This is a genomic window from Glutamicibacter sp. NPDC088483, assembly GCF_044753145.1.
Taxonomy (GTDB): domain Bacteria; phylum Actinomycetota; class Actinomycetes; order Actinomycetales; family Micrococcaceae; genus Glutamicibacter.
Genome location: NZ_JBIVMP010000007.1, coordinates 233278 through 258531, shown reverse-complemented (window position 1 = coordinate 258531; position 25254 = coordinate 233278). Strand labels below are relative to the sequence as shown.

At 62.8% G+C, this 25254-nt stretch carries 31 protein-coding genes; 16 read left to right on the top strand and 15 right to left on the bottom strand.

Translation table 11 applies throughout. From position 1 onward, the window contains the following. Positions 1-295: 295 nt before the first annotated feature. From ACIP6G_RS15975 to ACIP6G_RS15955, 5 genes are all read right to left on the bottom strand, one after another. Positions 296-595, bottom strand: coding sequence for a hypothetical protein (locus tag ACIP6G_RS15975; protein WP_146041000.1), 300 nt, complete (start codon positions 593-595; stop codon positions 296-298). 172 nt (positions 596-767) lie between these two features. Continuing rightward, a complete protein-coding gene (locus ACIP6G_RS15970) occupies positions 768-1715 on the bottom strand; it encodes a DUF1963 domain-containing protein (protein ID WP_365943084.1) in 948 nt (315 codons plus the stop codon). Positions 1716-2600: 885 nt separating this feature from the next. Then, positions 2601-3017: a hypothetical protein gene (locus ACIP6G_RS15965; RefSeq protein ID WP_365943083.1), complete on the bottom strand. Its 417-nt coding sequence runs from the start codon at positions 3015-3017 to the stop codon at positions 2601-2603. Positions 3018-3065: 48 nt separating this feature from the next. Beyond that, on the bottom strand, positions 3066-3473 hold the full coding sequence (locus ACIP6G_RS15960; RefSeq protein ID WP_365943082.1) for a molybdenum cofactor biosynthesis protein MoaE: 408 nt from the start codon (positions 3471-3473) through the stop codon (positions 3066-3068). Then, positions 3470-4651: a ThiF family adenylyltransferase gene (locus ACIP6G_RS15955; RefSeq protein ID WP_365943081.1), complete on the bottom strand. Its 1182-nt coding sequence runs from the start codon at positions 4649-4651 to the stop codon at positions 3470-3472. Before ACIP6G_RS15955 ends, ACIP6G_RS15960 begins: the two co-directional genes overlap by 4 nt. 37 nt (positions 4652-4688) lie before the next feature. Here ACIP6G_RS15955 and ACIP6G_RS15950 point away from each other — a divergent pair, with 37 nt between their 5' ends. Genes ACIP6G_RS15950 through ACIP6G_RS15930 form a run of 5 tightly spaced genes read left to right on the top strand, consistent with a single transcriptional unit; the run spans position 4689 to position 7374 of the window. Continuing rightward, a complete protein-coding gene (locus ACIP6G_RS15950) occupies positions 4689-4940 on the top strand; it encodes a MoaD/ThiS family protein (RefSeq protein ID WP_105658553.1) in 252 nt (83 codons plus the stop codon). A 3-nt stretch (positions 4941-4943) separates the two neighbouring features. Beyond that, positions 4944-6176: a molybdopterin molybdotransferase MoeA gene (locus ACIP6G_RS15945; RefSeq protein WP_365943080.1), complete on the top strand. Its 1233-nt coding sequence runs from the start codon at positions 4944-4946 to the stop codon at positions 6174-6176. After that, the gene (gene moaC / locus ACIP6G_RS15940; RefSeq protein ID WP_332487502.1) at positions 6169-6645 is read left to right on the top strand and encodes a cyclic pyranopterin monophosphate synthase MoaC; all 477 of its coding nucleotides are present in this window, start codon (positions 6169-6171) and stop codon (positions 6643-6645) included. Before ACIP6G_RS15945 ends, moaC begins: the two co-directional genes overlap by 8 nt. Continuing rightward, positions 6635-7126: a molybdenum cofactor biosynthesis protein B gene (locus tag ACIP6G_RS15935; RefSeq protein WP_105658556.1), complete on the top strand. Its 492-nt coding sequence runs from the start codon at positions 6635-6637 to the stop codon at positions 7124-7126. The genes moaC and ACIP6G_RS15935 overlap by 11 nt, the downstream gene beginning before the upstream one ends. Positions 7127-7164: 38 nt before the next feature. After that, entirely contained in the window at positions 7165-7374 is a 210-nt protein-coding gene (locus tag ACIP6G_RS15930) for a DUF1653 domain-containing protein (RefSeq protein WP_013347838.1), read from the top strand. A 24-nt stretch (positions 7375-7398) separates the two neighbouring features. Here ACIP6G_RS15930 and ACIP6G_RS15925 read toward each other — a convergent pair whose 3' ends face one another. Then, the gene (locus ACIP6G_RS15925) at positions 7399-7830 is read right to left on the bottom strand and encodes a MarR family winged helix-turn-helix transcriptional regulator (protein ID WP_133834408.1); all 432 of its coding nucleotides are present in this window, start codon (positions 7828-7830) and stop codon (positions 7399-7401) included. Positions 7831-7908: 78 nt separating this feature from the next. Between ACIP6G_RS15925 and ACIP6G_RS15920 the strand changes: the two genes are divergently transcribed. Next, entirely contained in the window at positions 7909-9009 is a 1101-nt protein-coding gene (locus ACIP6G_RS15920) for a hypothetical protein (protein WP_365943079.1), read from the top strand. A gap of 41 nt (positions 9010-9050) precedes the next feature. On the opposite strand, the gene ACIP6G_RS15915 is transcribed toward ACIP6G_RS15920, so the two are convergent. After that, positions 9051-9344, bottom strand: coding sequence for a DUF6966 domain-containing protein (locus ACIP6G_RS15915; RefSeq protein ID WP_365943078.1), 294 nt, complete (start codon positions 9342-9344; stop codon positions 9051-9053). Positions 9345-9393: 49 nt separating this feature from the next. Continuing rightward, positions 9394-10044 (bottom strand): dienelactone hydrolase family protein, encoded by a 651-nt coding sequence (locus tag ACIP6G_RS15910; RefSeq protein WP_365943077.1) that lies wholly within the window; start codon positions 10042-10044, stop codon positions 9394-9396. Between the two features lie 469 nt (positions 10045-10513). Here ACIP6G_RS15910 and ACIP6G_RS15905 point away from each other — a divergent pair, with 469 nt between their 5' ends. The 3 genes from ACIP6G_RS15905 to ACIP6G_RS15895 all read left to right on the top strand — a co-directional run bounded on the left by ACIP6G_RS15905 (position 10514) and on the right by ACIP6G_RS15895 (position 11882). Beyond that, positions 10514-10792: a hypothetical protein gene (locus ACIP6G_RS15905; protein ID WP_365943076.1), complete on the top strand. Its 279-nt coding sequence runs from the start codon at positions 10514-10516 to the stop codon at positions 10790-10792. A gap of 8 nt (positions 10793-10800) precedes the next feature. Continuing rightward, a complete protein-coding gene (locus tag ACIP6G_RS15900) occupies positions 10801-11394 on the top strand; it encodes an alpha/beta fold hydrolase (protein ID WP_365943075.1) in 594 nt (197 codons plus the stop codon). Between the two features lie 95 nt (positions 11395-11489). Continuing rightward, entirely contained in the window at positions 11490-11882 is a 393-nt protein-coding gene (locus ACIP6G_RS15895) for a VOC family protein (protein ID WP_365943074.1), read from the top strand. Between the two features lie 88 nt (positions 11883-11970). On the opposite strand, the gene ACIP6G_RS15890 is transcribed toward ACIP6G_RS15895, so the two are convergent. The 5 genes from ACIP6G_RS15890 to ACIP6G_RS15870 form a co-directional block, all read right to left on the bottom strand. Beyond that, a complete protein-coding gene (locus tag ACIP6G_RS15890) occupies positions 11971-12753 on the bottom strand; it encodes an IclR family transcriptional regulator C-terminal domain-containing protein (RefSeq protein WP_365943073.1) in 783 nt (260 codons plus the stop codon). Positions 12754-12833: 80 nt separating this feature from the next. Next, positions 12834-13490, bottom strand: coding sequence for a 3-oxoacid CoA-transferase subunit B (locus tag ACIP6G_RS15885; protein WP_105658562.1), 657 nt, complete (start codon positions 13488-13490; stop codon positions 12834-12836). Then, positions 13490-14161, bottom strand: coding sequence for a 3-oxoacid CoA-transferase subunit A (locus ACIP6G_RS15880; RefSeq protein WP_365943071.1), 672 nt, complete (start codon positions 14159-14161; stop codon positions 13490-13492). Before ACIP6G_RS15880 ends, ACIP6G_RS15885 begins: the two co-directional genes overlap by 1 nt. A 19-nt stretch (positions 14162-14180) precedes the next feature. Further along, on the bottom strand, positions 14181-15392 hold the full coding sequence (locus ACIP6G_RS15875; protein ID WP_365943070.1) for a thiolase family protein: 1212 nt from the start codon (positions 15390-15392) through the stop codon (positions 14181-14183). A 175-nt stretch (positions 15393-15567) separates the two neighbouring features. Next, the gene (locus ACIP6G_RS15870) at positions 15568-16218 is read right to left on the bottom strand and encodes a DUF6318 family protein (protein ID WP_365943069.1); all 651 of its coding nucleotides are present in this window, start codon (positions 16216-16218) and stop codon (positions 15568-15570) included. Between the two features lie 266 nt (positions 16219-16484). Here ACIP6G_RS15870 and ACIP6G_RS15865 point away from each other — a divergent pair, with 266 nt between their 5' ends. The 7 genes from ACIP6G_RS15865 to pcaC all read left to right on the top strand — a co-directional run bounded on the left by ACIP6G_RS15865 (position 16485) and on the right by pcaC (position 22880). Next, positions 16485-17231: an IclR family transcriptional regulator gene (locus ACIP6G_RS15865; RefSeq protein WP_365943068.1), complete on the top strand. Its 747-nt coding sequence runs from the start codon at positions 16485-16487 to the stop codon at positions 17229-17231. A 218-nt stretch (positions 17232-17449) separates the two neighbouring features. After that, the gene (locus ACIP6G_RS15860) at positions 17450-18646 is read left to right on the top strand and encodes a 4-hydroxybenzoate 3-monooxygenase (protein ID WP_365943067.1); all 1197 of its coding nucleotides are present in this window, start codon (positions 17450-17452) and stop codon (positions 18644-18646) included. Between the two features lie 63 nt (positions 18647-18709). Next, positions 18710-19543, top strand: a complete 834-nt coding sequence (gene pcaH, locus ACIP6G_RS15855) for a protocatechuate 3,4-dioxygenase subunit beta (protein WP_332728439.1) — start codon at positions 18710-18712, stop codon at positions 19541-19543. Position 19544: 1 nt separating this feature from the next. Then, on the top strand, positions 19545-20123 hold the full coding sequence (pcaG, locus tag ACIP6G_RS15850) for a protocatechuate 3,4-dioxygenase subunit alpha (protein ID WP_365943066.1): 579 nt from the start codon (positions 19545-19547) through the stop codon (positions 20121-20123). Between the two features lie 145 nt (positions 20124-20268). Beyond that, entirely contained in the window at positions 20269-21675 is a 1407-nt protein-coding gene (locus ACIP6G_RS15845; RefSeq protein ID WP_365943065.1) for a lyase family protein, read from the top strand. After that, a complete protein-coding gene (locus ACIP6G_RS15840; RefSeq protein WP_365943064.1) occupies positions 21657-22454 on the top strand; it encodes an alpha/beta fold hydrolase in 798 nt (265 codons plus the stop codon). Before ACIP6G_RS15845 ends, ACIP6G_RS15840 begins: the two co-directional genes overlap by 19 nt. 18 nt (positions 22455-22472) lie before the next feature. Next, positions 22473-22880: a 4-carboxymuconolactone decarboxylase gene (gene pcaC, locus ACIP6G_RS15835; RefSeq protein WP_365943063.1), complete on the top strand. Its 408-nt coding sequence runs from the start codon at positions 22473-22475 to the stop codon at positions 22878-22880. Between the two features lie 16 nt (positions 22881-22896). On the opposite strand, the gene ACIP6G_RS15830 is transcribed toward pcaC, so the two are convergent. After that, on the bottom strand, positions 22897-23688 hold the full coding sequence (locus tag ACIP6G_RS15830; protein WP_332498987.1) for an aspartate dehydrogenase domain-containing protein: 792 nt from the start codon (positions 23686-23688) through the stop codon (positions 22897-22899). A 101-nt stretch (positions 23689-23789) separates the two neighbouring features. Beyond that, positions 23790-25085 (bottom strand): benzoate/H(+) symporter BenE family transporter, encoded by a 1296-nt coding sequence (locus ACIP6G_RS15825; RefSeq protein ID WP_365943062.1) that lies wholly within the window; start codon positions 25083-25085, stop codon positions 23790-23792. Between the last annotated feature and the right edge of the window lie 169 nt (positions 25086-25254).

Here is a 25254-nt window from a genome sequence, read left to right as displayed (position 1 = left end):
TCCTCGCCAGCGGGTGGACATTCCGTTCTCCTGCGGGCTCGACAACAACGTATCTACTCAGGCGCGGGGAAGTTTTCGTGGCCTTCGCTGCCCATATCTATGGCCTTTAACTAGGCGTCAACATAACTCCATTAACAACTACCGACAAGATTGATTATGTAGATTTAAGGCTGTTGAATTGTCAGATCTTGCGGACTCACTATCCCTAGAATCGGCCCAGTCAGGCCGTCACCTAGTTAAACGAGAGAAGAACCCCCTAGCATTGCTAAGGCTCCCTATCAGATGACACCTAGGCCTACTGCTGAGTGCTATCCATGCTCCTGGCCAGCGCCCGGCGCAGGACGTAGCCAACCACCAGCGGAACGCCTGCCATCAGCGTGTATTGCAACCACAGCGGGTTGATCAACGCCGGCTCAACGAGGATGAATGCGGTGCAGACGGCAATGAAAAGCATCATGAGCGCGGTGAGTGCCACCGAAGTTGCACTCTCTTTGTGGGATCCTGGCCCGGTCTCGTGTAAGCCTGCAATGAAAAACCCAAACAGGAAAGTGGAAACCACGATCCCGAGGGCTGCTAGAAAGGTCATGAACTCCACGATTACCTGGCTCTCCCGCTTGGATGTGTGTTTACGCTCATCAGATCGCTATCTTCGTTTGAGGTGAGCATAACAGGATCCCAAACCGAGGATTGTGTGAACGATAAAAAGCTCACCGAAACCTAGCGCGACGGAACTCGATGCGCTTTCTAGATCGTGCAGGGCTTACCTGCTAAGCGTCAGTGCGGATCAGGCACCACACATGATCGAAATTCCTCGCGTCTAGATCTGTCCGGCGGATCCATACCTGAACCGGCCGCTCGTGGAACCAACCAGGTGTCGGGAAAGTCCTTGGATTGATCTCGAAAAGCAAAACATGTTCATCCGAGGCATCCGTGAGCGGCAACAACGTGGCCAGCTGCCCGTTGTACTCCTCACGGATTTCACACGCACTCCAGCCTGACATCCTGCTGATGCGTTCATCCGGGATGAAATCTGGATGCTCCGGGCGATGATCCGGAAGCCGGGCCTCGAACCTTAACAACCTGTTGTAGATCTCGAACTCGGTAAGCTCTACGAAATCCGCATAGAGATCAGCTTCTTCCTCGGATCTGAAATCGACACTGAACTGATCCTTGAGATTCATGAACCCGTCAATGTCCAGCGGCATCAACGGAATCGAGAGTATTGCATCACCAGAAGATTCCATGAATGCGAAGGTTTCGACCTCGTCATTTTCGGGTACGAAGTACCGAATCGCCCAAGGCGGATTCAGAAGGTCTTCCACGTCTTCGGGTTCGCCCATGTTCTGCGTGTCGTGGAAGAACTGGATGATGCCTTCGTTCGGAAGACCCGTGGGGATGAATCCAGGATCTCCCACGTTCATGGATTCGTATCCGAGGTCGACTTGGGCAATGTGCGTGAGCAGTGTCCCGTCGGAACTTCTCGGCCATTCCCGGCCATTCTCAAAGGGTTGACCGCCGAACCAGGAGGCCCCAAACCGTGTAGGTTCCTTATCCAGTTCCTTGCGCATTCTCTTTGGCTTTTTGAACTCCATGACGCCAAGTCCAAGAGAAACCTTAGGTTCAATCTGGATGCTGGGGAACTTCGACCGAACCGAAGACAGGTATTCCTCGGGGTCATGCAAGTACAGATAGGGATCCGGCAGTACTTCAGTCATAAGGACCTCGCAGTCAAGTATGGAATTACTTGTTGCGACTGTACCTACCCGACCTTGACTCCACAAAAACTCACAAGTTCCATACCCAAAAGTATGTGCAGCTCGCTCACGGTAACGTGCAGTATGTAACTATGCTTCGCTGCTATGTTGAAGAAAAGAGTGGCCATGGCACTTTCGACATGTCTTAGCCTTCAATTTCGATCCTCATGCTTGCCCCGTACATGATTCCTCGTGAACCAGTGAAAGTGTGAAGGGCCGCTATCAATTCCGAGAATGCATATTGCTCACCACCAGTGAATCCACGTGGCATCCTAATCCCATTCAAGCTGGCAATGTCTTTTTCTGTAACCCGCCATTTAACGATCGCACGGCCATTATCGTCAAAGTTCGGAAATTCAATACAGATCCCCACGGCGTTATGTGAGCTTCATACCCATATTCATCCACCAAGGAGTCAACATAGTTTTGGCGCTTGGAAGTCTCCATAAGCCAACCCTAGTGCGAATGGGTAGACATAAAATAGCGCTGGCCTCGATGTTTAAAACTGTCGGACAGCGGAAAAGTTTAGGGATGAAGCGTCATGCCGAAAGACGAGAGGCTTTCACTCTCACTACGTCTTCCCTGTGGAAGGCAGAGAATGCCGTGGCGGCAAACAGGATCGCCAGGACGTCCAAGGCGATGATGACCAGTAGTGAACCTTGAGCCGCGCCCCACATCAATTTGCGTCCTCGAGCAGTTACCCTGGTTGAACCGCGGAGCCGGATTCCCTTCGGCGAATCGCTGCGCTATCCGCGTTCTGCCACAGTGCGTAGAACATAAAGAAGCAAATATTCATTGATAGCAGTACCAAAGCGACGATGGTCGCAAAAGTTTTTCGAATCGGCACTAGCATTCAAAACCTTCTAACAGTGCTTCGGCAGATATACTCTCGAGCCAAAAATACGCATGAATCGCAAGCAAGACGTCGTCTATTGTCTGCGCTGTTCGCGGAGCACCATGAAAAGAAAGGACCGCACTCGCGACATTCGATATCGCGGAGTTCAGGCTGGTCCTGTCGAACTCAACGCCGGGCAAAGCCAACAGAAAGTCGTGTGTCAGTTTGCGTAGCTCTCGCTTGGAAAGCATCTTCTGCGTCGAAAATTCCAGAGCGTGTTGCATCGACAAGGTCGCGGTTTCCACATCCGGAAGCGGCAGACATTGTTGTCGAAACCTGGACACCAGGAATTCATCGCGAGGAATTTCTCCCGGCATGATTTCCCTATAGTCGGTCTTGCTCCCTACGCCAGGAGAATAGTCAGTCACAGGCAAGCCCGGCTTTCCATTAGTTGCATATGTGAAGCAGTATCGAGCCTACAGGCCAACCCATTCTGAACTGCCGGAAGAGAAGTGCTGCTTCTTCCAGATCGGGACCTCGGCCTTGATGCGTTCCACCAGGTTCTCAATGGCATCGAATGCTTCCTTGCGGTGGGCTGCTGCCGAAGCAGCGACCAGCGCGGCGTCGCCAATCTTCAAGGGACCCACGCGGTGCACTGCGGAAAGCTTCAGCCCGGTGCGTTCTTCTTCCTCGGCAATGATTTTCTCCAGGAAATCCTGCGCCTGTGGGTGATGCGAGTAGTCCAAGGAGTTCACCGACTGGCCGCCGTCGTGATTACGAATAATTCCGTGGAAGAGCACCACTGCGCCTGCAGTATCGGACTGCACTGCATCGCGCACTGCGACCTCGTCGATAGGTTCTTCGGTAATCAGCGCATAGCTCATAAGCGGTTTCCTTCGATAGATGCGGGTTCGGCCAGCAGCTGCGGTGCCACCGCGGCCAGTGCGGGAAGCCCGCCTTCAAGATAGTTTGTTTTGATGCCCCGGCCAGCGAGCAAGGCGGCAGCGCGTTGCGAGCGAGGACCGCGTGCGCAATAGACCGTTACCCGTGCCGGGATCTGCTTCAGATCTGTGCCGGATTCAATAGCTGCTTCCAGCTCAGGAAGGGGCAGATGCAAGGAACCGGCGATGTGCTGTTGTGCGCGTTCGTCATCATTGCGCACATCCAACAAGACAAGAGCAGCGGAACCAGCCAGCGACTGGGCGAGCGCCTTGGCATCGATGCCTTGGACCTCGGGCAGAGAACCGGAGCAGAAGAGCACGTAGTCAATCAGCTCGGTGACTTCGCCCGCTTGGGGATCACGGGAGAATTCGAGGGTGCGGGTGCTAGCCGCCAACGCATCGTAGATCAGCACCTTGCCCACCAGCGGGGCACCGATTCCGGCGATCAGCTTCAAGGCTTCGGTAGCCAGCAGCGAACCGACGGTTCCGCATAATCCAGGCAATACTCCCCCGGCCGCGCAATCCGGCACGGTGCCCGGGGCCGGCGGATCCGGGAACAGGTCTCGGTAGCCCGGGCCATGCTCATGCCAGGCCACGGAAACTTGTCCATGATGCTGCAGGATCGATCCCCAGATCAGGGGAATGCCGGTGAGCTGCGCGGCGTCATTGGACAGGTATCGGGTTGGGAAGTTGTCGCTGCCATCGATGACGAGGTCATAATTCGCAAAGATCTGAAGCGCGTTCGATGAATCCAGGCGCAGGTTGTGCTCGATGATCTTCACATTGGGGTCCAGCGCCGTGGCGGCCTGCGCCAGGGAAGCGGTCTTGGCCAAGCCGATATTAGCGGTGGTGTGCGTGACTTGGCGGTGCAGGTTGGATAGCTCCACCACGTCATCATCCACGATGCCGATGGTGCCTACTCCCGCTCCGACCAGATACGGGACGCTGGCGCTGCCTAGTCCGCCCGCGCCGATAACCAGTACCCGGGCGGCAGCCAGCCTGCGCTGCGCAGCGTCATCAAATCCGGGCAACGAGAGTTGGCGTGCAGCGCGAGCAGCCTGTTCGCCGCTCAGTGGCGGCCCGGGGGCCACAAGCGCGGGAAAGTCGCGTTCGCTTTTCATCGTGCTCCTTATCGCCTAGGCGCGATAGCATGAAGTCATGTCGAAGATTACGATACGCTACTTCGCTGCCGCGGCGGCAGCAGCGGGCTGCGAGCAGGAGAGCTGGGAACGCCCCGATACACTCGCCAGGCTGCGTAGCGAACTGATCGATTCCTACGGACCTGAAATGGCCCAGGTTTTGCGCGCCGGAAGTTTCCTGATCAACGGCGTGGTGCGCCGCGATGCCGGCGAGCTGGGCACTGCCGACGATCTGACCGTGGATGTCCTGCCGCCGTTCGCAGGCGGATAGTCCATGTCCTGCACTCTGGAAAGCCATCGCGCGGAACTTGAAGAGCTGCTGTCCCCGGTCTTCGCCTGCCTGGACAATGAAGTGCTGCCCATCGATAGCCCTGAGGCCAGCGATCGAATCCTCAGCGAGGACCAGTACGCCCTTTTGCCCATCCCTGCGTTCACCAATTCGCAGATGGATGGCTACGCTGCGCGCAGCGCGGATCTGGCAGCAGCCTCGCTCCGCTCCCCCATCTCTTTGCCATTGGGTTTCACGGCTGCTGCCGGCGACCGGCAAATATCCCTGGCTGAAGGCACGGTCAGTCCGGTGATGACCGGTGCGATGATCCCGCTGGGTGCTGACACCGTCATCCCCATCGAGGAAAGCGGCTCTGGCGCTTTCCCGGAATTGGTTCGTGCCGGCTTTGGCACCCCCAGCGGCCACGCGGAATTCTCGGCCCCCAGCGCCGCGGGCCGCTTCATCCGCCCCGCCGGCGGTGATCTCGAAACCGGCGCCTTGGTGGCCAAGGCCGGAACCCGGCTGACCCCGACCATGATTGCTGCACTGGTTTCCAGCGGGCTGCGTGAAGTACCGGTGCGCCGGGCCTTGAAGGTGGCCGTGTGCACTACCGGCGATGAGCTCAGCGATGGGCAGCGTTCCCAGGGCCAGATCCCGGACTCGAATTCCCCTATGCTCGCAGCCTGGCTGCGCCGCTATCAGGTGCAGGTGCGCACCTTGCAGCTGCCCGATGATCCGCAGCGCTTCGCCCTGGCCATCGATGTCTTGCAGGAACAGGTTGACCTGATCGTAACCGTGGGCGGTATCAGCGCCGGAGCTTACGAGGTGGTCCGCCAAGCGCTGTCGCCGCTAGGCGGGGTTTTCCATCATGTGGCCATCCAGCCCGGCGGTCCGCAAGGCTTCGCCCGACTGGCCAAGGCAGCGGTGCTGTGCTTCCCGGGCAACCCGGTCAGTGCCCTGCTGTCGGCAGAACTGTTCCTGGCCCCGCTGCTGCGACAGCTCAATGCCCTGCCAGAGCCCTTGCCCAGGCACTACCCGCTGGCAGCCGATGCCAGTTCCCCCGAGCACAAGCACCAGGTGCGCCGCGCGCTGATCCGCGATGGCCAGGTCACCATCCTGGATCCGGGATCCCACCTGGTCCACGATCTGGCCCGCGCCGATGCGCTGGTGCATATCCCGGTAGGCGTCAGCCAGTTGGCTGCCGGCCAAAGCATCGAAACTTGGAGCATGAATGTCTGAGAAACTCACCCACCTGCGCGAAGACGGCAGCGCCCATATGGTCGATGTCAGCGACAAGGCCGTCACCAAGCGCGTGGCCACCGCAGAAGCCATCTTCGCCACCCGCCCGGATGTTGTCCCGATGCTGATGACCGGGCAGTTGCCCAAGGGCGAGGCGTTGGGCACCGCAAGGGTCGCTGGCATCATGGCGGCCAAGCGCACCTGGGAACTGATTCCGCTGTGCCACCCGCTGCCGATTTCCAAGGTGTCCATTGATTTCACCGCCGAGGAATCCGCGGTGCGCGTCACCGCCCAGGTGACCACCAAGGGCGTCACCGGGGTGGAGATGGAAGCGTTGACCGCGGCCAGCGTTGCGGCTCTGACCCTCTACGACATGGTCAAGGCCGTGGACAAGCACGCCGAGGTCCGCTCGGTGAAGGTTTTGGCGAAGTCCGGCGGCAAGAGCGGTGACTGGGTTCGTGGAGACTAGCCGCATGGCGGCCGTGGTGGTTGCTTCGACCAGCGCCGCAGCAGGCACCGCCGAAGACAAGACCGGTCCGCTGATCACCCGGTGGCTGTCCGAGCGCGGTTTCGAGACCGGCGAGCCGACGGTGGTGGCCGACGGGCAGCCGGTGCGTTTTGCCGTGGATGACCTGCTGGCCAACGACGCGCAGGTCGTGATCGTGACCGGCGGGACCGGGGTCTCACCCGATGACCAGTCCCCCGAAATGGTTGCCCCGCTGCTGGATGTCCAGCTGCCCGGAATCATCGAGGCCATCCGCCGGCGCGGAGAAGCGACCACCGCGCTGTCCATCATTACCCGCGGGGTCGCAGGATTCTCCGGCAACAGCTTCGTCATCACGTTGCCCGGGTCCACCGGCGGAGTGAAAGACGGGCTGGCCGTCCTGGATCCGATCCTGGAGCACCTGCTGGTCCAGCGCAGCGGCGGCACCGGGCACGGCCCGCGGTAAGTTCTCCAGTACCATCATTGATCAGAAAGGCCACCAGGTTGAGCATCGAACCCGGAATTTACCAGCATTTCAAGGGCCAGCGCTACGAGGTGCTGGCCGTGGGGAAGCACAGCGAAACCGAAGAGCCGCTGGTCTTCTACCGCAAGCTCTACGATGACTACAGCTTCTGGGCTCGGCCGCTGGAGATGTTTGCGGAGCACGTTGAACGCGATGGCTACAACGGCCCGCGTTTCGCCAGGATCGCCTAGGGCAAGTTGCAGATTTCCCTGGACCTACTGCGAGTCGGCAACGTTATAGCGTTCCAAGGCTTCGGCAAAGGCCGAGATCTGCTCTTCGCTCCAGCCCTCCAGACGATCGGTTACCGCAGCGCGGTGCACGGCGGCGGAAGCCTGAAGCCGCTCGCGGCCCACGCCAGTCAGTTCCACTACGCGGCCGCGCCCGGATTCCGCATCGTCATAGGCGATATATCCCAAGTCCAGCAGCGTGCCTACCTGCCGGGAGACTGTCGAGCGGTTCAGCGAGAACGCCTCGGCAATGTCGGTGGCCCGGGTTCCGGGAGTATCGGCAATGAAGCGCAGCAGGGAATGCTCCACGAGTGTCAGCGGCTCGGCCAGCTGGCGTGAGCGCGTATTGGCACGTCGGGTAATCATTTGCATGTGATGGAAGATCGATTGGATATCGGCTTCCCGCTGTTCCTTGCCCATGTTCCGAGTCTAGTACGCAGGGCTTTGCCGGGCACTCAATGTTGCATCATGCAACATTAAGCGTATTCTTTAATGCTGATGACTCTCACCGACAACGGCCCGCGCCAATCCCCCGCTTCCAAGCATGCCGATAATCCGGCCAAGAAGAAGTCCCCCGCAGCCAAGCCGGCACCACTGGGCTGGGGAAAGCTCGTGTTGACCATGCTGATCCCGTTCTTCCTGTGCGCCATCATGGGCTTGTTCTATCTGGGGGCCTTCCACGCGCCCAGTCCACACAACGTGCAGGTGGCGGTGGTGGGCGATTCCGCGCAATCCAAGGTTTTCGCCCAGACCCTGCAGGATGGGTCCGACGGTGCATTGAATGTGCGCACCGTCGCCGATGCGGACCAGGCCCGGAAACTGGTAGAGCAGCGCGAGCTCGTGGCCGCCTACGAAACCAGCGGCGGCACGGCAACGCTCTACAGCTCTAGCGCCGCGTCGGAAACCTCGGCGAATATCGCCCAGAAAGTCTTCTTGGACGTGGCCTACGAACAAGGCCAGCCATTGCGCATCGAAGATGTCGTGCCCACCGGCGAGCAGGACACCACCGGGCAGGGGCTGTTCTTCCTGCTGGTCGCCTTGAGCATTGGCGGCTACGCCAGCGCCGTGCCGCTGGCCGGGTTCATGGGCAAGGTCAAGCTGCCCGTGCGCTTCGCCATGGCGGCGGTTGCCGCAGCGGTGGTTGCCACAATCGCGGTGCTGATCGCGGGCCCGGTCTACCGGATCATCGAGGATCATTACGCGGGCATCTGGCTGATTTCCTGGGTTTACGCCGCCGGCATCACCCTGCTGGGCCTGGGCCTGCATCCACTGCTGCGCCACTGGACCACCCCGACGCTGACCTTGTGCTTCGTCGCACTGAATTTCACCAGTTCCGGCGGGATCTTCCAGCCGCAAATGCAGCCGGGATTCTACGGTGCACTCAATACCTTCTGGAATGGCGCCGGGTGGCTGCACGCAGTGCAGACCCTCGTCTACTTCCCCGGGCAGTCCATCGGCATGGATCTCCTGCGGCTAATCCTCTGGCTGATCCCCGGCATCCTGCTGGTCATCCTGACCCACGCGTGGAGCGTGCGCAAAACCCGCGTGGCCGATGAAAATGCCAGGATCCGGGACGTCGAGGAAACCGTCGCCGCGTAGCGGCACGCGCCGCGGGGATTGCTCCCTGCCAGATGCCGCTCCTAGTTGCGCAAGAGCCAGGAGCGCGCCGAACCCAAGGCTCGGCGAAGTCCGCTCACCGCGTCATCCATGACCGCGGTTCCCACATCCTGGAAGGACCCCATGCCACCGCGGTAGAGCTCCAAGGCCTTCCGGGCAGCCTCTCGCAGCTGCCCTCGGCTTTCGACGTCCTCGAAGAGGCCATCAAGCCAGCGTGCCGCATGGGCGCGTTGCGCGTCATGGTCCTGGGCCGCTGCGAGATGCAGCTTCTCGATAGCCGCGCGAATTCTGCCCAGTGCTTGCTCAACATTGTCCATGGCACAAGGTTATCCCGGCTGGCGGGCCCTGCTGCCCGCCAGCCGCGCTTCAGGACTTGCCCAGCGGCATCAGGTCAAGTTGCGCGGTGATATGGCTGCGCACGTCGTTCAGTTCATCCATGTTGATCCCGTGGGCCAGCCCAGGGTAGGTGCGAGCGGCAAGGGTCGAGTGCTCGGGCAGGAACTTGGCGGTGCGCTCAATGGCGACCGGGGCAATGACCCGGTCTTCGGTGCCCCGGCCCCAGAAAACCGCCGGGCGCTGTGCGGCGATGATTTCATCGGCCGACTGCGTGCCGCACAGAACGAATCCGCCCAGGATCGTGGTCGCCAGCACCCGCTCGGGCCGGGTGCGCAGCAGCTGGCTGGCCATCAGCCCGCCCTGGGAGAAACCGACTGGAATGATCTTGGTGGCGGTGTCTACATTTGCATCGATCCAGGCCCAGATCGACGCGGTGGCCGCTTGCACCGGCGCCGCGTCGGGGACGCCCGGAGTGGTGATCTGGAACCAGGCGGCCCCACCGTGGCCCAATTCCAGCGGAGCGCGCAGCGAAGCCCAAGGCAGATCCAATCCCAGCGGTTCGGCGAGCGAGCCCAGGTCGTGTTCATTGGAGCCGAAGCCATGCAGGAAGACCAGCACGGCACCGGATTCCGGGGTGCTGCTCCAATTGGCGGAACGCACATCGCTCAACAGGTTGCTCATAGCAGGCCAACTCCTCATAAGTTGTTTGCGGGCGGTTCCCGATGGTGGAATCACAGCCTTCCGGCGGCGTTCCCAACAAGGTTCAATAAGCCAAGCATACCGTAATTGATTGAAGATACAAGTAAATTTCATTGCCGCGATCCGTCACAGTACCCCCGAGCGCCACCCGCCCAGGACATCTGAAGCGAAGCGCACCCAAGTCCCGCTTGCCCTTCTGCCGGCCACCACAAGCGACCCCCAAAAACCAGCTAGTCACCATGGATAACTCCGACATAAAGCAGGGTTCAAGCTAGTGCGAAGGCTTGCGGGCATTCCATGGAAAATTCGCGCAATCTGGAGGGAACGCATCCTACTTCACGCACAAACTTGTCACCAGAAAACCCTAGACAGAAACCAAAATTGCTGTGATCATTTCGTGTTACTACCGGCCAGTAGCAAGTGTCTCCCATCTTTTACTCGAAGGGCCACCATGCAACGACGCATACTTTCCGTTCTGGGCGCGCTGTGCCTGGCCGCTGCAACACTCACCGCCCCGGCCATCGCGCCGAGCGCGGCAAGCACCGCACAAGCCGAAACAGTTTCGTCCCTGAACATCAGCCCATCTGGGGCTAATAATTGGGATTGCGCACCCGATACCGAACATCCCTATCCCGTAGTCCTCGTCCACGGCACCTTTGCCACCATGGACGTCAACTGGATCTCACTGTCCCCCAAGCTCAAGCGCAACGGCTATTGCGTTTCCCGCTGAATTACGGCTTGGAAAACGGCATCTCGGGTGCGGCGCATGTCCCGGACTCGGCAGCCGAACTGCGCGACTTCATTGACCGTGTCCGCCAGGCCACCGGCGCCAAGAAGGTGGACATCGTCGGGCACAGCCAGGGCGGAATGATGCCCCGCTGGTACATGGGGCACATGGGCGGAGCAAAACATGTCAACGAATTGGTGGCCATCGCCCCATCGAGCCACGGCACCCAGGGCATTCTGGTGCCGAGCGCTACCGGAGTCAGGATTGCCGGCAGCTACGCTGGCTGGATCTGCGACGCCTGCGCCGACCAGGTGGCGGGCAGCGAGTTCATGACCGAGCTGAATTCGATCGGCGACACCGTCGCAGGCCCGGATTACACGGTCATTTCCACCAAGTACGACGAGGTCGTCATGCCCTACAAGTCCCAGTTCCTGCATGGAGACAGCGAGCACGTGACCAACGTGCTGCTCCAGGACAAGTGCCCGCTGGATGCCTCGGGGCACGCCAGCATGGCCGTTGATCTCGTGGTCCACCGCTGGGTGCTCAACGCCCTGAACACGGATGGTCCGGCCGATCCAGGCTACCGCCCTTCCTGCTACCTGTAAGCGGGAATCGGCGCATCCTGGCGTGCGTGCCGATGCCGGGATGCGCCTTGGCTCGCACCTAGGCAGAGCGCCTGCCAGCTATTAGATTGGTGGCCATGGACGTTCTTTCCAGCAGGGTGCTGCTGCGGCCAATTGACCTGGCCGCAACCCAGCAGTTCTATCGAGATGTGCTGCAACTAGCCGTGGCCCGGGAATTCGGTCCGGCACAGCAGCCGGGCTTGGTGTTCTTCCTGGGCAATGGCCTGCTGGAAGTCTCCGGGCACCGGCCGCCAGGGATGCCGTCCACGCTGGTGCTGTGGGTGCAGGTGCGCGACGTGCAGGCAGAGCTGGAACAGTTGGCGGCCTGCGGTGCGACGGTGCAGCGCGAGGCGCGCAAGGAGGACTGGGGCCTGATGGAAGCATGGATCCAGGATCCCGACGGCACCAGAATCGTGCTGGTGCAGGTACCCGAAGGGCACCCGATCCGCCGGGACGTGCGCGAGCCCTAGCAACTGGTGCTGGCCTGCGCGGCTCGCCGCGATCACCACGTGTGCTGGCATCGAATGGGATCCGGCCACCGCCTGACCCCGGCGGGTACTAGCGGCTGGCGGCGAGGGCTTCGCGTACCTGCGCGGCAGCTTCGAGCAGCTGCGGCAAGACCACCTCGGCTGCCTGTTCGGCGCTCTGCGTAGTATCGGGACGCACGCTCATCGACACGTTCATCGCGGCGACCACGGTGCCATCGGCACTGAATACCGGCACCGCCACCGAGCGCAGGCCGATCTCCAATTCCTGGTCTACCACCGCATAGCCCTGGGTACGGATCCGCTGAAGTTCAACGCGTAGCGGATCCGGGCGATCGATCCCCAGCCCTGTCACCGAGTGCACGCCGGCGGCGATCACCGCCTCGCTGATTTCTTCGGGCTGGTAGGCCAGCAACACCCGGCCCATGGAGGTGTTGGCCGCCGGGAAGCGGGTGCCCACCGAAATGCCCACGCGCATGATCGAACGGGTATGCACCCGGGCGATGTAGACGATCTGCGATCCGTCCAGGATGGAAGCGGAGGCCGATTCATGCACAGCAGCCGAGAGTTCCTCAAGCACCGGTTCGATCAGCTGCGGCAAGGTGGCGCTGGACAGGTACGAGTACCCCAGCTGCAGGACCTTGCTGGTCAGCTCGAAATGCTTGCCGTCGGTGCGCACATAGCCCAGCTCCACCAGGGTCAGCAGGAACCGCCGGGCGGTGGCCCGGGACAGGGCAGTGCGTGCGGCGACCTCGGAGAGGGTCATTGACGCGTGATCGGCATCGAAGCTGCTGATGACCGCCAAGCCGCGGGCCAGGGACTGGACCGATGTGGTTGTTGCTGCCTGCTCGCTCACCGTGCTCCTTGCGCGCTGGAAATGATTGCGGGGTGCACTTCCGGGACTCGGATGCGCACCCCACTAATCTACTGGGTCTTCTAGGCCTGGGTCAGTTCCACCGGGACCTTGGCGGCCAGCTCCTCGAAGCTGATGCCATGGGTGGAGCGCACGAAGACCTTGGCATCACGCAGCTCGAAGACGGCCACTTCGGTGTAGATCCGCGAGACGCAGCCCAGCCCGGTGACCGGATAGCTCAGCGTTTCAACCAGCTTGGATTCCCCGGCCTTGGTGAACAAGCTCATCATCACCCAGGTCGCCTTGGCGCCGATAGCCAGGTCCATGGCGCCGCCCACGGCAGGAATGGCGCCTTCGGCACCGGTGTGCCAGTTGGCCAAATCGCCATCCTTGGAGATCTGGAAGGCGCCGAGTACGCACACATCCAGGTGGCCGCCGCGCATCATCGCGAAGGAATCCGCGTGGTGGAAGAAGGAGGCACCGGGCAGCTGCGTGACCGGGATCTTGCCCGCATTGATCAGATCCGGGTCGATGTCCTCGCCGGTGGCCACCGGGCCCATGCCCAGCATGCCGTTCTCGGTGTGCAGGGTGACGCCCTGTTCCTTGGTGAGGTAGTTCGAGACGTTGGTCGGCTGGCCGATTCCCAGGTTCACGAATGCTCCGGCCGGGATGTCCGCGGCAACGAGCTGCGCCATTTCATCGCGGGTGAGCTTTGCTTCGGTGGTGGTCATTGCGCTCATTACTTTTCCCCTCCCAGTTCCACCACGGTATCCACGAAGATGCCCGGGGTGATGACGTTTTCCGGATCGATGGAACCGGCCTGGACGACCTCGTCCACCTGCACGATGGCCGACTTGGCCGCGGTGGCCATGATCGGGCCGAAGTTCCGCGCGGTCTTGCGGTACACCAGGTTGCCCAGCGTGTCGGCCTTCAGTGCCTTGATCAGCGCGAAATCGGCGTGGATCGGGGTTTCCAGCACATAGCCCTTGCCATCGATCATGCGGGTTTCCTTGCCCTCGGCCAGCAGCGTGCCGTAGCCGGTGGGGGTGAAGAACCCGCCGATGCCGGCGCCGGCGGCGCGGATGCGCTCGGCCAGGTTGCCCTGCGGAACCAGCTCCAGCTCGATTTCCCCGGCCCGGTAGGCCTCATCGAAGTGCCAGGAGTCGGACTGGCGCGGGAAGGAGCAGATGATCTTCTTGACCCGGCGTTCCTTGATCAGCAGGGCCAGGCCTGCGTCGGCCTGCCCGGCGTTGTTGTTCACGACCGTCAGGTCCTTCGCGCCGCAGTCCAGGAGCGCGTCGATCAGTTCCATCGGCTGGCCGGCGTTGCCGAAGCCGCCGATCAGGACGGTGGCGCCGTCGGTGATCTCGGCGACGGCGTCCGCGGCCGAGGTGGCAATGCGTGGTGCCATGATGCTGCCTTTCTATAAGCTACTTGGTTGCGTTCACGTTTTCGACGACGACGGCCAGGCCCTGGCCGACGCCGATGCAGATCGCGGCAAGCCCGTAGCGCTCGCCGGATTCTGCCAGGCGGCGGGCGACGGTGCCCAGGATGCGCAGGCCCGAGGCTCCCAGCGGGTGGCCGATGGAGATGGCCCCGCCCCAGGCGTTGACGATGGCCGGGTCGATGTCCCAGGCCCGGATGCAGGCCAGTGACTGGGCCGCGAATGCCTCATTCAGCTCGACCGCGGCAATATCCGACCACTTCAGGCCGGCCTTGGCCAGAGCCTTGTTGGCGGCTTCCACCGGGGCGAAGCCGAAGAACTGCGGATCCAGCGCGGCAGCGCCGTTGGAGACGATGCGGGCGATCGGGGCGGCACCCAGCAATTCGCCGCCGCGCTCGGAACCGATGAAGGCCGCCGAGGCGCCGTCGCTCATCGGCGAGGCGTTGCCCGCGGTCACCGTGGCATTCTCCCCGGTGCGGAATACGGTGCGCAGCTTGGAGAGGGTCTGGGCAGTGGAATCGGCACGAATGGTTTCGTCGCGGGTGACTTCCGTACCGCGCTTGTTCGCCGGCGGAACCGGAACTACCAAGTTGTCGTACTTGCCGGCCTCCCAGGCGGCCGCGGCCTGCTGGTGCGATGCCGCAGAGAATTCATCCTGGTCTTCGCGGGAGATGCTGTGCTTCTCGCGCAGCTGCTCGGTGGCCTCGCCCAGCGATACCGTCCATTCCCCCGGCATGGCCGGGTTGACCAGACGCCAGCCCAGGGTGGTGTTGGCCAGTTCCAGATTGCTCATCGGGAAAGGACGCTCGGTCTTGGGAAGCACCCATGGAGCACGGCTCATCGATTCGACGCCGCCAACCAGGACCAGGTCCGCGTCGCCGGTGGCGATCTGGCGCCCGGCGGCGATCGAGGCATCCAGCGAGGAGCCGCACAGGCGGTTCATCGTGGTGCCCGGCAGCGAGGTCGGCAACCCGGCGAGCAGGGTGGCCATGCGGGCCACGTTGCGGTTTTCCTCGCCGGCGCCGTTGGCGTTGCCGAAGATCGACTCGTCGATATCCGCGACATCCAGCTGCGGCGCCCGGGCGACCAGCTCGCGCACCACGTGGGCGGCCAGGTCATCGGGGCGGTGGCTGGACAGCGCGCCGCCGATCTTGCCGAAGGGGGTGCGGATTGCGTCGTATAGGTAGGCCTGCTGCATCGTCTCACTGCTCCATCGCTGCGGTCTGTTCACATCGTGAACTTATGTTCGTAGAATGAACTTTAGCAGCTGATGTCCGTAGCTTCAATAGATTTCTGTTGCGGTCCACCCGGTTCCCCGCACAAAAATGCCCCGGCTGCCGAAGCAGCCAGGGCACTCTCCAAGGCGAATATTGCTATTGCGCGTTAACCGCGACATTCAGCGGCTGCCATCCGGAAGACTCGTCGAACGCCGGGTCCTGCACAGCTAGCGAGCAAATGGATCCAATGAAGTTTCCATCCTCGTCATAAGCGATCTCATCCCAATGTTCTTCAAAATCCATGCAGGAAACCGGCTCAATTTCGCTGGTCGCCTTTCCATCTGCACCGAGGACTTGGCCAACGGCTCGCTCTATTCCAAAGCTGGCAAACACAACCTTGGGCTCGCCCGGCGATGCTCGATACTTGTCCAGGGTGCTCATGGTTTCAATAACCCTGAATTCGCCTTCGTCAATGCTTCCGCCATTGGCATAGGCCTGGTCGGTCTGGGCGATTAGCTCCTGGCACAAGGTGCAGTCCGCTGCCGAGAAGCCCTTGAGTGCGGCGGTGTCACCGCTCGCCACCGCATAGTTCAGCAGCTGTACCCAATACTCCACGGCACCTTCCAGCCCTTCCTCGGATTTCTCGCTGAGGACCGCCGGGCGCTGCGGAACTTCGGCATTTTGCTCCGTGGAGCTCGGCGCAGGCGACACCGTGCCAGCAGAAGGATCACCGGCCCCTCCCTGGGATGCACTGACGCAACCGCTGGCTGCCAGCGTCAGTGCAGCTATCAAAGCTGCAAGCTTCACTTGATGATTCCGAACCATTGCCGCCGCCTTCTTGGAGTTTATTCCGCGTTCGAAAACGACCTTACATCAAGCATTTCGATAATACGACCACTATTCAAATAACGTTTTCGCTACTCTTTTCAATGAAAATCGCTGGAAAAATTCCACGTTAACTCTGGATGAACAAGGGAAATTCGGCGCGATAGCGAACCCTGCTTGCACTAAAGCGCAGAGCCACTCACCTGGATGCAGGAGAAGCGAAGCAGCCACTGCCCTAAAATAGTTCCATGGCCAATTCGCCCAGTGGGGACTCTATGCTGGACCGCTTGGTTCGGATCCTGAATTCTTTTGATCTCAACAATCAGTCGCTCAGCGTCAGCAGCCTGGCCCGGCGTGCCGACATCCCCAAAGCAACCATGTACAGGTTGCTCGATGAATTGGTATCCCATGACTTGCTGGCGCGAGACGGATCTGGCCAGGTGCGGCTGGGTTTGCGCCTTTGGGAATTAGCCAATCGAAGCGCTGCCACCCAGGACCTTCGCACCGCGGCATTGCCGTTCATGGAGGACATCAACCAGCTGCTGGGGCAAAATACCCAGCTCTCGGTACTGCACCAGGACGAGGTGCTGATCATCGAGCGTCTCTCGCGGCCGGGCTCCGTTGTCAATCAGGCGAATGTCGCCGGACGCATGCCTGTGCACCGAACCTCGATGGGCATGGCACTTTTGGCCTTTTCACGGCCGGAAACCATTCACGGGTTCCTGGAACGCCACCACGAACTGATGACCGCCACCCATCCTGAACTCCGCGCAGAAATGGCGGAAATCCGACGCAACGGATTCGCCTCGTTCGACGGATTCATCGACCCGGAAACCACCGGTGCCGCCGCCCCGATCCTCGACGAGGCAGGCTATCAGGTTGCCGTAATCTCGGTGGTTGTCCCCCGCGACTCTGGAACACTGCAGTCCGCAGCCCTGGCGCTACGCACCGCAGCCCGGGGCATCGCTCGCGCACTGCGCCTCGACAACATCTAGCGACCAGAAATTGCAAGGCCAGCACCCTGTTGCGCTTGACCGGTGCGGCATAGATACGCAACCCATTTTTCCCATTCATTGAGAATGCGCCTGTCTGCCGGGTCACATGCACCGCATCCTGATGGAAGTTCTTCTTACTTCCTTAGACCACATGCATCGGTCCGGCAACGCAGCCGGGCGCCCGGCTTCTGGTCCAGACGACAGCAAGGCAGGGTCCCATGGTTCAGAATCCACGCATCCTCAAGACCAAGGTCGGCATCATCGGCGGCGGTCCAGCCGGGCTCATGCTTTCGCATCTGCTGGCCAAAACCGGCATCGAGAACATCGTCGTGGAAATGCGCGACCACGAGGCCATCCGCAACACCCACCGTGCCGGAATCCTCGAAGCCCAAGCGGTCAAGATGCTCACCGAGTCCGGCGTGGATGGACGGGTCCTCACCCACGGCGACGAGCACGCCGGCATCGACCTGCGCTTCAACGGCGAATCCCACCCGCTGGACTTCCGCGACCTGGTCGACGCCACCGTCACCCTGTACGCGCAGAACGAGGTCTTCGTCGACCTGGCCGCGGTACGCCAACGCGACCAGGGCGACGTGCGGTACTCCTGCGAAGTCACCGAGATCCTGGACATGGAGACATCCACCCCGAAGTTCCGCTTCACCGATGCCGAGGGCAACCTCTTCGAGGTGCACGCGGATGTCATCGTCGGCGCCGACGGCTCGCGCTCCTTCGCCCGCCGCCAGATGCCCGAAACCCTGCGCAAGGACTTCAAGGTCACCTACCCCTTCGCCTGGTTCGGAATCCTCACCGAAGCACCGAAATCCGCCCCGGAGCTGATCTACGCGAACTCCCCGCACGGCTTCGCGCTGATCTCCCAGCGCAGCGAAACCGTGCAGCGCATGTACTTCCAATGCGACCCGAACGAAGACGTGAACGCCTGGAGCGATGACCGCATCTGGACCGAGCTGCAAAAGCGCGTGGACGGGCCGGATGGCTTCCAGCTGAAAACCGGGGAGATCTTCGACAAGACCGTGCTGGGCTTCCGCTCCTTCGTGCGCGAACCGCTCTCCCACGGGCGGATGTTCCTGATCGGCGATGCCGGGCACACCGTCCCGCCCACCGGAGCCAAGGGCCTGAACCTGGCCTTCGCCGATGTGAAGGTGCTCTTCGAGGCCCTGGACTCCTACTTCTCCACCGGCAGCGAGCAGCTGCTGGACGGCTATTCGGACCTGGCGCTGAAGCGCGTGTGGAAGGCGCAGAACTTCTCCTACTGGATGACCTCCATGCTGCACACCCCGGTAGGCGGGGACCCGTTCATGGCCAAGCGCGCCCTGGGCGAACTGGAAACGGTCACCTCCTCGCGCTTCGGCCAGCAGTACCTGGCCGAGTCCTACACCGGCTGGCCCCACGCTTAGCCTTCGCCCTTGCCAAGCATTTCCTCCACCACTCCCGTACGCCCCCTTCGAAAGGAGCACGCAGTGAGCACCGAAACCACAGCTAACGAGTCGTTCAGCGATTCCCACGTGCTGGACCCCGCAGCCACGACGCTCTCGCAAGAATCCATCAGCCAGGAAATCGCCGATATCCATGCGGCCTACCGCCAGTCGGTGGTCGAGGGCAAGAAAGCCGAGACCCAGCCGCGCATCGACTTCGCGCCCTACCGTTCCTCGCTGCTGCGCCACCCGACCAAGAACCTGCGCCACGTGGACCCGGAAACCATTGAGCTGCACTCCCCGGCCTTCGGCCAGCGCGACGTGCACGCGCTGGAATCGGATCTGACGATCCAGCACAACGGCGAGCCGATCGGCGAGCGCATCGTGGTCGCCGGCCGCGTGCTCGATGGCGACGGCCGCCCGGTGGCCGGTCAGCTGGTGGAAATCTGGCAGGCCAACGCCGCGGGACGCTACATCCACAAGCGCGACCAGCATCCGGCCCCGATCGATCCGAACTTCACCGGCGTGGGACGCGCCATCACCGGCCCGAACGGCGAATACTCCTTCACCACCATCAAGCCGGCACCCTACCCGTGGAAGAACCACCACAACGCCTGGCGCCCGGCGCACATCCATTTCTCGCTGTTCGGCACCGACTTCACCCAGCGCATGATCACCCAGATGTACTTCCCGGGCGACCCGCTGTTCAGCCTCGACCCGATCTACCAGGCGATCACCGACAAGGAAGCGCGCGACCGCCTGGTCGCCAGCTACGACCATTCGCTGACGTCCCATGAATGGGCTACCGGCTACAACTGGGACATCGTACTCACCGGCTCCAACCGCACCTGGATGGAAGATGAAGAGGGAGACCACTAGCATGGCTCAGGCACCAGAACTGAAGCTGGCCCCCACACCGGGGCAGACCATCGGCCCGTTCTACGGCTACGCGCTGCCCTATGAGAAAGGCAATGAGCTGGCCAGCCAGGCCCATCCCCGCTCGGTACGCCTGCACGGGGTGATCACCGATGGCAAGGGCGAGGTGATCCCGGACGCCCTGCTGGAAATCTGGCAGGCCGACGAGAACGGCAATGTCGTTGCCCGCGATGGCTCGCTGGTTCGCGACGGCTACACCTTCACCGGGTGGGGACGGGCGGCGGTGGATAACGCCGGGCACTACACCTTCACCACCGTGAACCCGGGCGCTACCGAAGAGGGCAAGGCCCCGTTCATCATGCTCGCGGTTTTCGCCCGCGGCCTGCTCAATCGCCTGTTCACCCGCATCTACCTGCCGGAGGACACCGAAGCGCTGGCTAGCGACCCGTTGCTGTCATCGCTGGGCGAAGCAGAACGCGCAACGCTGATTGCTGCTCGCGAAGACGATGGCTCGCTGTGCTTCGATATCCGCCTGCAAGGCGGGAACGAAACGGTGTTCCTCTCCTACCCGCGCGAGAGCTAGTTGCCACCGCGACACCCCGCTGGATTGCCCCAACGCCCGCACTGTTACGGGCGTTGGAGCGCCCGGCGGGGTGTTGCCCGTTGCCGGGCACTACAGTTCTAGATAGACGGCTTATACGCTCAACAGCTAAGAATCGAGGCACCGAATGGATGGCGCAGACTACGGCGTGCTGGCCCCCGCCTGGGCAGGAACTGCGGCCGCGGCCCTGGCCAGCGATGCGTCTTTCGTCCAAGCCATGCTGGATGCCGAAGCCGGATGGGTGCAGGTCCAGGCGGATGCCGGCCTGTGCAGCGTCCAGGATGCGCAGGCCGTGCGCGAGGTGGCCAGCGTGGACCGCTACGACCTGGCCTTGCTGGCCTCCCGGACACCGGATGGGGCCAATGCGCTCATCCCGCTGCTGGGCATGATGCGCGACCTGCTCAAGCACGACGGGGCCGCGGAAACTGCGGGCACCGCGTTGCACCGCGGTGCCACCAGCCAGGACATCATCGACACCGCGCTGATGCTGGTCCTGTCCAAGACGCTCACGCTCACGCTGGCAGATCTGCGCAGCACCGCTGGCGGGTTGGCTGCCCTGGCGCAGGCCCACCGCGGGACCGTGTGCATTGCCCGCTCGCTGACCCAGCATGCGCTGCCCACCACCTTGGGCTGGAAAGCGGCCAGCTGGCTCTCGGCCGTGCTGGATGCCGAGCAGCAGCTGGATGCCGCGGCGCGGCAGCTGCGCTTGCAATGGGGCGGTGCGGTAGGCACGCTCGCCTCCCTGGAGCAGCTGCTCTCCGGCCAGCCGCAGACAACGGCCACAAGCCAGTCGCTGTCCTCGGATCTGGCGGCCCTGCTGGGCCTGGAGGATCCGGGAACGCCCTGGCACACCAACCGCATGCCGATTCTCCAGCTTGGCTCCGCACTGGGTGCGGCCATTGCCGCGCTGGGGACCCTGGGCGCTGATGTGCTCACCGCCTCCCGTCCGGAAATCGGCGAGCTGTCCGAACCTCGCGAGGCCGGCAAGGGCGGCTCCTCGGCCATGCCGCAGAAGCAGAACCCGGTGCGCTCGGTACTGCTGCGCAATGCGGCATTCAGCGCCCCCGGATTGCTCTCCACCCTGTTCACTGCTGCCGGCACCGCGGTGGATGAACGCCCCGATGGCGGCTGGCACGCCGAATGGAGTGCCCTGCGCGAACTGGCCCGGCTGGCATCAGGGGCGGCATTCCACGCTTCGTTCCTGGCCAACGGCCTGGGAGTGGATCGCGCTGCCATCGAGCGGAACCTCGCCCTGGGCGGAGATGCCGTGCTCTCCGAACGACTCGCTGCCGCCCTGGCTGACCTGGTGGTCGGCGGAAAACCGGCCATCCAGGCATTGGTGCGCCGCAGCCTCGACGAGCGCATTTCCCTGCGCGATCTGCTGCGCCTGGAAATCTCCGTGCATGACTTGAACGACCAGGACCTCTACGAATTATTTGATCCAGCTGGCTACCTCGGTGCCGCGGATCGCTTCACCGAAACCGTACTCGCCGATTACTCGGCACGGAAGGAATCATGGCAGTCCCGCAACTAACCCCCTCCTTGCTGCACACCGACAAGGCACTTCCCACCCTCATCGTCGGCCCCTCGCTGGGCACTGCGGCCCTGCCGCTGTGGGCCCCGGCCTTGCCTTACCTCAAGGACAAGTTCCAGGTCATCGCCTGGGACCTGCCGGGGCACGGCGAAAGCAAGCCGTCCACCGAGGCATTCTCGCTGGCCGAACTGGCTACCGGCGTCACCAAGGCCGTAGGGGCGCTGCGTGCCGACGGCGTCATCCCCGAGGACGGCAAGCTGTACTACGCCGGAGTGTCGGTTGGCGGGGCCACCGCCCTGCAGCTGGCCGTAGACCACGCCGGCTTCTTCAACGCGTTGTCCTCCATCTGCTCTGCCGCGAAGATCGGCACCCCCGAAGGGTGGACCGACCGTGCCGAGCTGGTCGCCAAGGCCGGCACCCCGACCATGGTCGCCGGTTCTGCCGAACGCTGGTTCGCGCCGGGATTCATCGAGAAGGAACCGGTGATCAGCACCGAGCTGCTGCACAGCCTGCAGAACGCTGACCGCTTCGCCTACGCCCACGCCTGCGGCGCCTTGGCAGGATTCGACGTGCGCGGGCAGCTGGCTTCAACCAGCGACCCGATCATTGCCATCAACGGCGCACAGGACCAAGTGTGCCCTCCGGCAGACGCGGAGTTCATCGCCGAAAATGCACCCCGCGGAACCATGGCGGTCATCGATTCGGCCGCCCACCTGGCCCCGGCCGAAGCACCCGAAGAGACCGCGGCCTTGCTGGCCGAGTTCTTGCTGGCCAACTAGAAGCGAGGACCTGCAGAAATGGCTGATTCACCGCGCCTTCCCGGCGATACCTATGATGCCGGCATGGAGGTACGCCGCCAGGTGCTGGGCAACGAGCACGTTGAGCGTTCCACCAGGAACTCGAATGAGTTCACCGACGAATTCCAGGAAATGATCACCCGCTACGCATGGGGCACCATCTGGACCCGCGACGGCCTGCCGCGCACTACCCGCAGCGCCATCACGCTGACCGCAATGATCGCCGGCGGCTACTGGGAAGAACTGGAAATGCATGTGCACGCGGCCCTGCGCAATGGCATGGCTCCCGAAGAAATCAAGGAAGTTTTCTTGCAGTGCGCCATCTACTGTTCCGTTCCGGCAGCGAACGTTGCGTTCAAGATCGGCAAGAAGGTGCTGGAGGAGTACGCGGCAGCCGAAGGCCACTAGCCGTGGCACCGCGCCGCTAGCGGCGCGCCGCCGCGGCTTGCCGGATCGAGTGCAGCAGGGCCCACGGGACGATGCCGCTGGTGCGCGGGTTGCGTGGCGAGGGGTGGTTCTTGATCGAGAAGCTGTACTCGCCGGCTGGGCCGCGCGCCTCGATGCGGTGCTCGGTCAGGCCTGCCTCCGGGTCGGCGATCAATCTGGCTGTCACCGCATCCCAATCCCCCACAGCCAACGCCACCGCCGCGGCCACATTCAATGACTTCGGGAAGTCCTGGGCCGCTGCCGCGGCTGGACCGCGAAATACCTCTACCGGTCCGGCGGCCTGCTCCAATTCACCGCGCCGCTGCGCATCCATCCACGGCTGCACCAAGGTGGCCGGCAGCTTGCGCGTCGTCACCAGCACCTGGTCGATGCCGCCCATCCGGGCAGCCGCGCCCAGCAGGTCCAATCCGCCGATGGCCCCGGCAGTGCTGGACAAGCGTCCCGGTCCGGCGGCCTGCACTTGCGCGGCGAACTCCGGGTCAGCCAGCGCCCCCATGGAACTGGCCAGCAGGTCAACCCCGCAGGCCAGGATGCGCACCGCATTCTCGCGCAGGGCTTGCTGGCCCGCGCATTCGACCACCAGGTCGCAGCGCTCCAGGGCCGACTCCCAGCTCAGCTGCTCATGCTCCAGCCCGGTTTGCGGCCGGCGCAGGATCACCCCTTCGAGCTGGGCACCGTGCACCGTCCCGGCTGCCAGTTGCTCCGCCACCACGGAGCCGATCGCCCCGTGGCCCAGTACTCCCACCCGATACATGCTGCCCGTGGCCATGCCCGTCCTGTCCGAAAAGATCGATGTAAGCTACCGCCAGCTTAGGCCAGCTCGCGGGCTCGGCACGAACTGCCAGCTGGCCAGTGTGCGGGCCATTGCCGCTAGTGCCGTGAAGCGGTCGAATGGTCCGTGCGTTCCATGAGCCGGGAGACTCCATATCCGATGAGAATACCCCAGAAGGCGGCATGGATGTTGAACAGGTCCAGACCGGAAATGGTTACCACGAACGTCACGAGGGCGCCCAGGGTGAATTTGGTGGCGAAGGCCGTCACAAAGGCCTGCTGCAGGGCCTTGAGCATGGCGATGCCTCCCAAGGCCAGCACGAAAGCCTCAGGGGTGGCCAGCATTAAGCGCGTCAGCGTTGGAGCGAACAGGGCGAAGAGCAGGGACAGGAAGCCATAGACCACCGCTGCGGTGTACTGGCGGTGCTTTTCGCCAGATGATGTGAGCAACGCGTTGGTTGGCCCGGTGACGCAGGCGGACACCGCACCGAAGCATGCGTTCAGGATCGAGAACCCGCCCGAGGCCAGCGCAAAGGCATTGACCGGGGGACGGTGCCCGGCAGAGCGCAGCACCGCGACACCCTGGCCGTTCTGCACAATCAGCACGGTGATGGCCAACGGCACCACCAGCTCCAGCTGCGCAGCCCAGGTGAATTCCGGAGCGGTGAACACCGGGGTGGCCAGCACGGGCCCGCCAGCTGCGTCCAACGCGAACTGGCCACTGGCTGCCACCGCGATGGCCCCGGCGATCAGCGTGCCCAGCACCGGGGGAATTCTTCTGCCCAGCGCCGGCACCGCAGCGAGCAGGACGAAGACCAGCACCATGGGGCCGGCCACCACCGGGTTGGCTTGGGTGGACGAGACGATGTCGGTGCCGAAGCGCAAGAAGACCGCGGCCACCATGGCCATCACAATCGGCATGGGTATGGCCGCCATGATCCGGCGCACCACCCCGGTAGCGCCCAAGGCCAGGACCAGTACCCCGGAGACGAAGAACGCCCCGACCACCTCGGGGAAGGACAGGTGCTGCAGCGAAGGGCCCAGCAGCACCGTGCCGGGGATGGACCAGGCGAATCCCAGCGGCTGGCGGTAGAGCAGGGACATCACGATGGTCGCCAACCCGGCGGAGAGGAAGATCCCGCAGACCCAGGAAGCCATCTCGGCCTGGGACAGCCCGCCAGCGGCACCCACCGCAAGGGTGACCGCGATGGGGCCCGAGGCGGAGAAAACCAGCCCGATCACGCCATTGCTGGCATATACCCCGCCCACGTCGCGCAGCAGGTCGCGGATTCCGGCAGGCCGCTGCTCGGCCCGCTCCAGCAGCGGTTCGCGTGGTGCTCGCGCAGCTGCTGGAGCCGATTCGCGGGTGGGCAGGTTATCGGCGGGTTTGGGCATGTGCGCTCCTGGGCGTTGGTGGCAGTGGCATTAATAGTCCACCACCATTGCACGGCTCCAGGGGCCGTGGGACGTGGCGCATTGATCCGGGGTATGGCAGTCCTAGGATAGTTCGGGCTGCTAGCTGCCACTGCACGCAGGGCTAGGATAAGACCGGGGCGATGCGGCC

Excerpts from the sequence above, each read along its gene's own strand:
- ACIP6G_RS15970 (WP_365943084.1), bottom strand. The coding sequence starts at position 1,715 with ATGACTGAAGTACTGCCGGATCCCTATCTGTACTTGCATGACCCCGAG.
- ACIP6G_RS15960 (WP_365943082.1), bottom strand. The coding sequence starts at position 3,473 with ATGAGCTATGCGCTGATTACCGAAGAACCTATCGACGAGGTCGCAGTG.
- ACIP6G_RS15955 (WP_365943081.1), bottom strand. The coding sequence starts at position 4,651 with ATGAAAAGCGAACGCGACTTTCCCGCGCTTGTGGCCCCCGGGCCGCCA.
- ACIP6G_RS15950 (WP_105658553.1), top strand. The coding sequence starts at position 4,689 with ATGTCGAAGATTACGATACGCTACTTCGCTGCCGCGGCGGCAGCAGCG.
- ACIP6G_RS15945 (WP_365943080.1), top strand. The coding sequence starts at position 4,944 with ATGTCCTGCACTCTGGAAAGCCATCGCGCGGAACTTGAAGAGCTGCTG.
- moaC (WP_332487502.1), top strand. The coding sequence starts at position 6,169 with ATGTCTGAGAAACTCACCCACCTGCGCGAAGACGGCAGCGCCCATATG.
- ACIP6G_RS15925 (WP_133834408.1), bottom strand. The coding sequence starts at position 7,830 with ATGGGCAAGGAACAGCGGGAAGCCGATATCCAATCGATCTTCCATCAC.
- ACIP6G_RS15920 (WP_365943079.1), top strand. The coding sequence starts at position 7,909 with ATGACTCTCACCGACAACGGCCCGCGCCAATCCCCCGCTTCCAAGCAT.
- ACIP6G_RS15915 (WP_365943078.1), bottom strand. The coding sequence starts at position 9,344 with ATGGACAATGTTGAGCAAGCACTGGGCAGAATTCGCGCGGCTATCGAG.
- ACIP6G_RS15910 (WP_365943077.1), bottom strand. The coding sequence starts at position 10,044 with ATGAGCAACCTGTTGAGCGATGTGCGTTCCGCCAATTGGAGCAGCACC.
- ACIP6G_RS15905 (WP_365943076.1), top strand. The coding sequence starts at position 10,514 with ATGCAACGACGCATACTTTCCGTTCTGGGCGCGCTGTGCCTGGCCGCT.
- ACIP6G_RS15895 (WP_365943074.1), top strand. The coding sequence starts at position 11,490 with ATGGACGTTCTTTCCAGCAGGGTGCTGCTGCGGCCAATTGACCTGGCC.
- ACIP6G_RS15885 (WP_105658562.1), bottom strand. The coding sequence starts at position 13,490 with ATGAGCGCAATGACCACCACCGAAGCAAAGCTCACCCGCGATGAAATG.
- ACIP6G_RS15880 (WP_365943071.1), bottom strand. The coding sequence starts at position 14,161 with ATGGCACCACGCATTGCCACCTCGGCCGCGGACGCCGTCGCCGAGATC.
- ACIP6G_RS15875 (WP_365943070.1), bottom strand. The coding sequence starts at position 15,392 with ATGCAGCAGGCCTACCTATACGACGCAATCCGCACCCCCTTCGGCAAG.
- ACIP6G_RS15865 (WP_365943068.1), top strand. The coding sequence starts at position 16,485 with ATGGCCAATTCGCCCAGTGGGGACTCTATGCTGGACCGCTTGGTTCGG.
- ACIP6G_RS15860 (WP_365943067.1), top strand. The coding sequence starts at position 17,450 with ATGGTTCAGAATCCACGCATCCTCAAGACCAAGGTCGGCATCATCGGC.
- pcaG (WP_365943066.1), top strand. The coding sequence starts at position 19,545 with ATGGCTCAGGCACCAGAACTGAAGCTGGCCCCCACACCGGGGCAGACC.
- ACIP6G_RS15845 (WP_365943065.1), top strand. The coding sequence starts at position 20,269 with ATGGATGGCGCAGACTACGGCGTGCTGGCCCCCGCCTGGGCAGGAACT.
- ACIP6G_RS15840 (WP_365943064.1), top strand. The coding sequence starts at position 21,657 with ATGGCAGTCCCGCAACTAACCCCCTCCTTGCTGCACACCGACAAGGCA.
- pcaC (WP_365943063.1), top strand. The coding sequence starts at position 22,473 with ATGGCTGATTCACCGCGCCTTCCCGGCGATACCTATGATGCCGGCATG.
- ACIP6G_RS15830 (WP_332498987.1), bottom strand. The coding sequence starts at position 23,688 with ATGGCCACGGGCAGCATGTATCGGGTGGGAGTACTGGGCCACGGGGCG.
- ACIP6G_RS15825 (WP_365943062.1), bottom strand. The coding sequence starts at position 25,085 with ATGCCCAAACCCGCCGATAACCTGCCCACCCGCGAATCGGCTCCAGCA.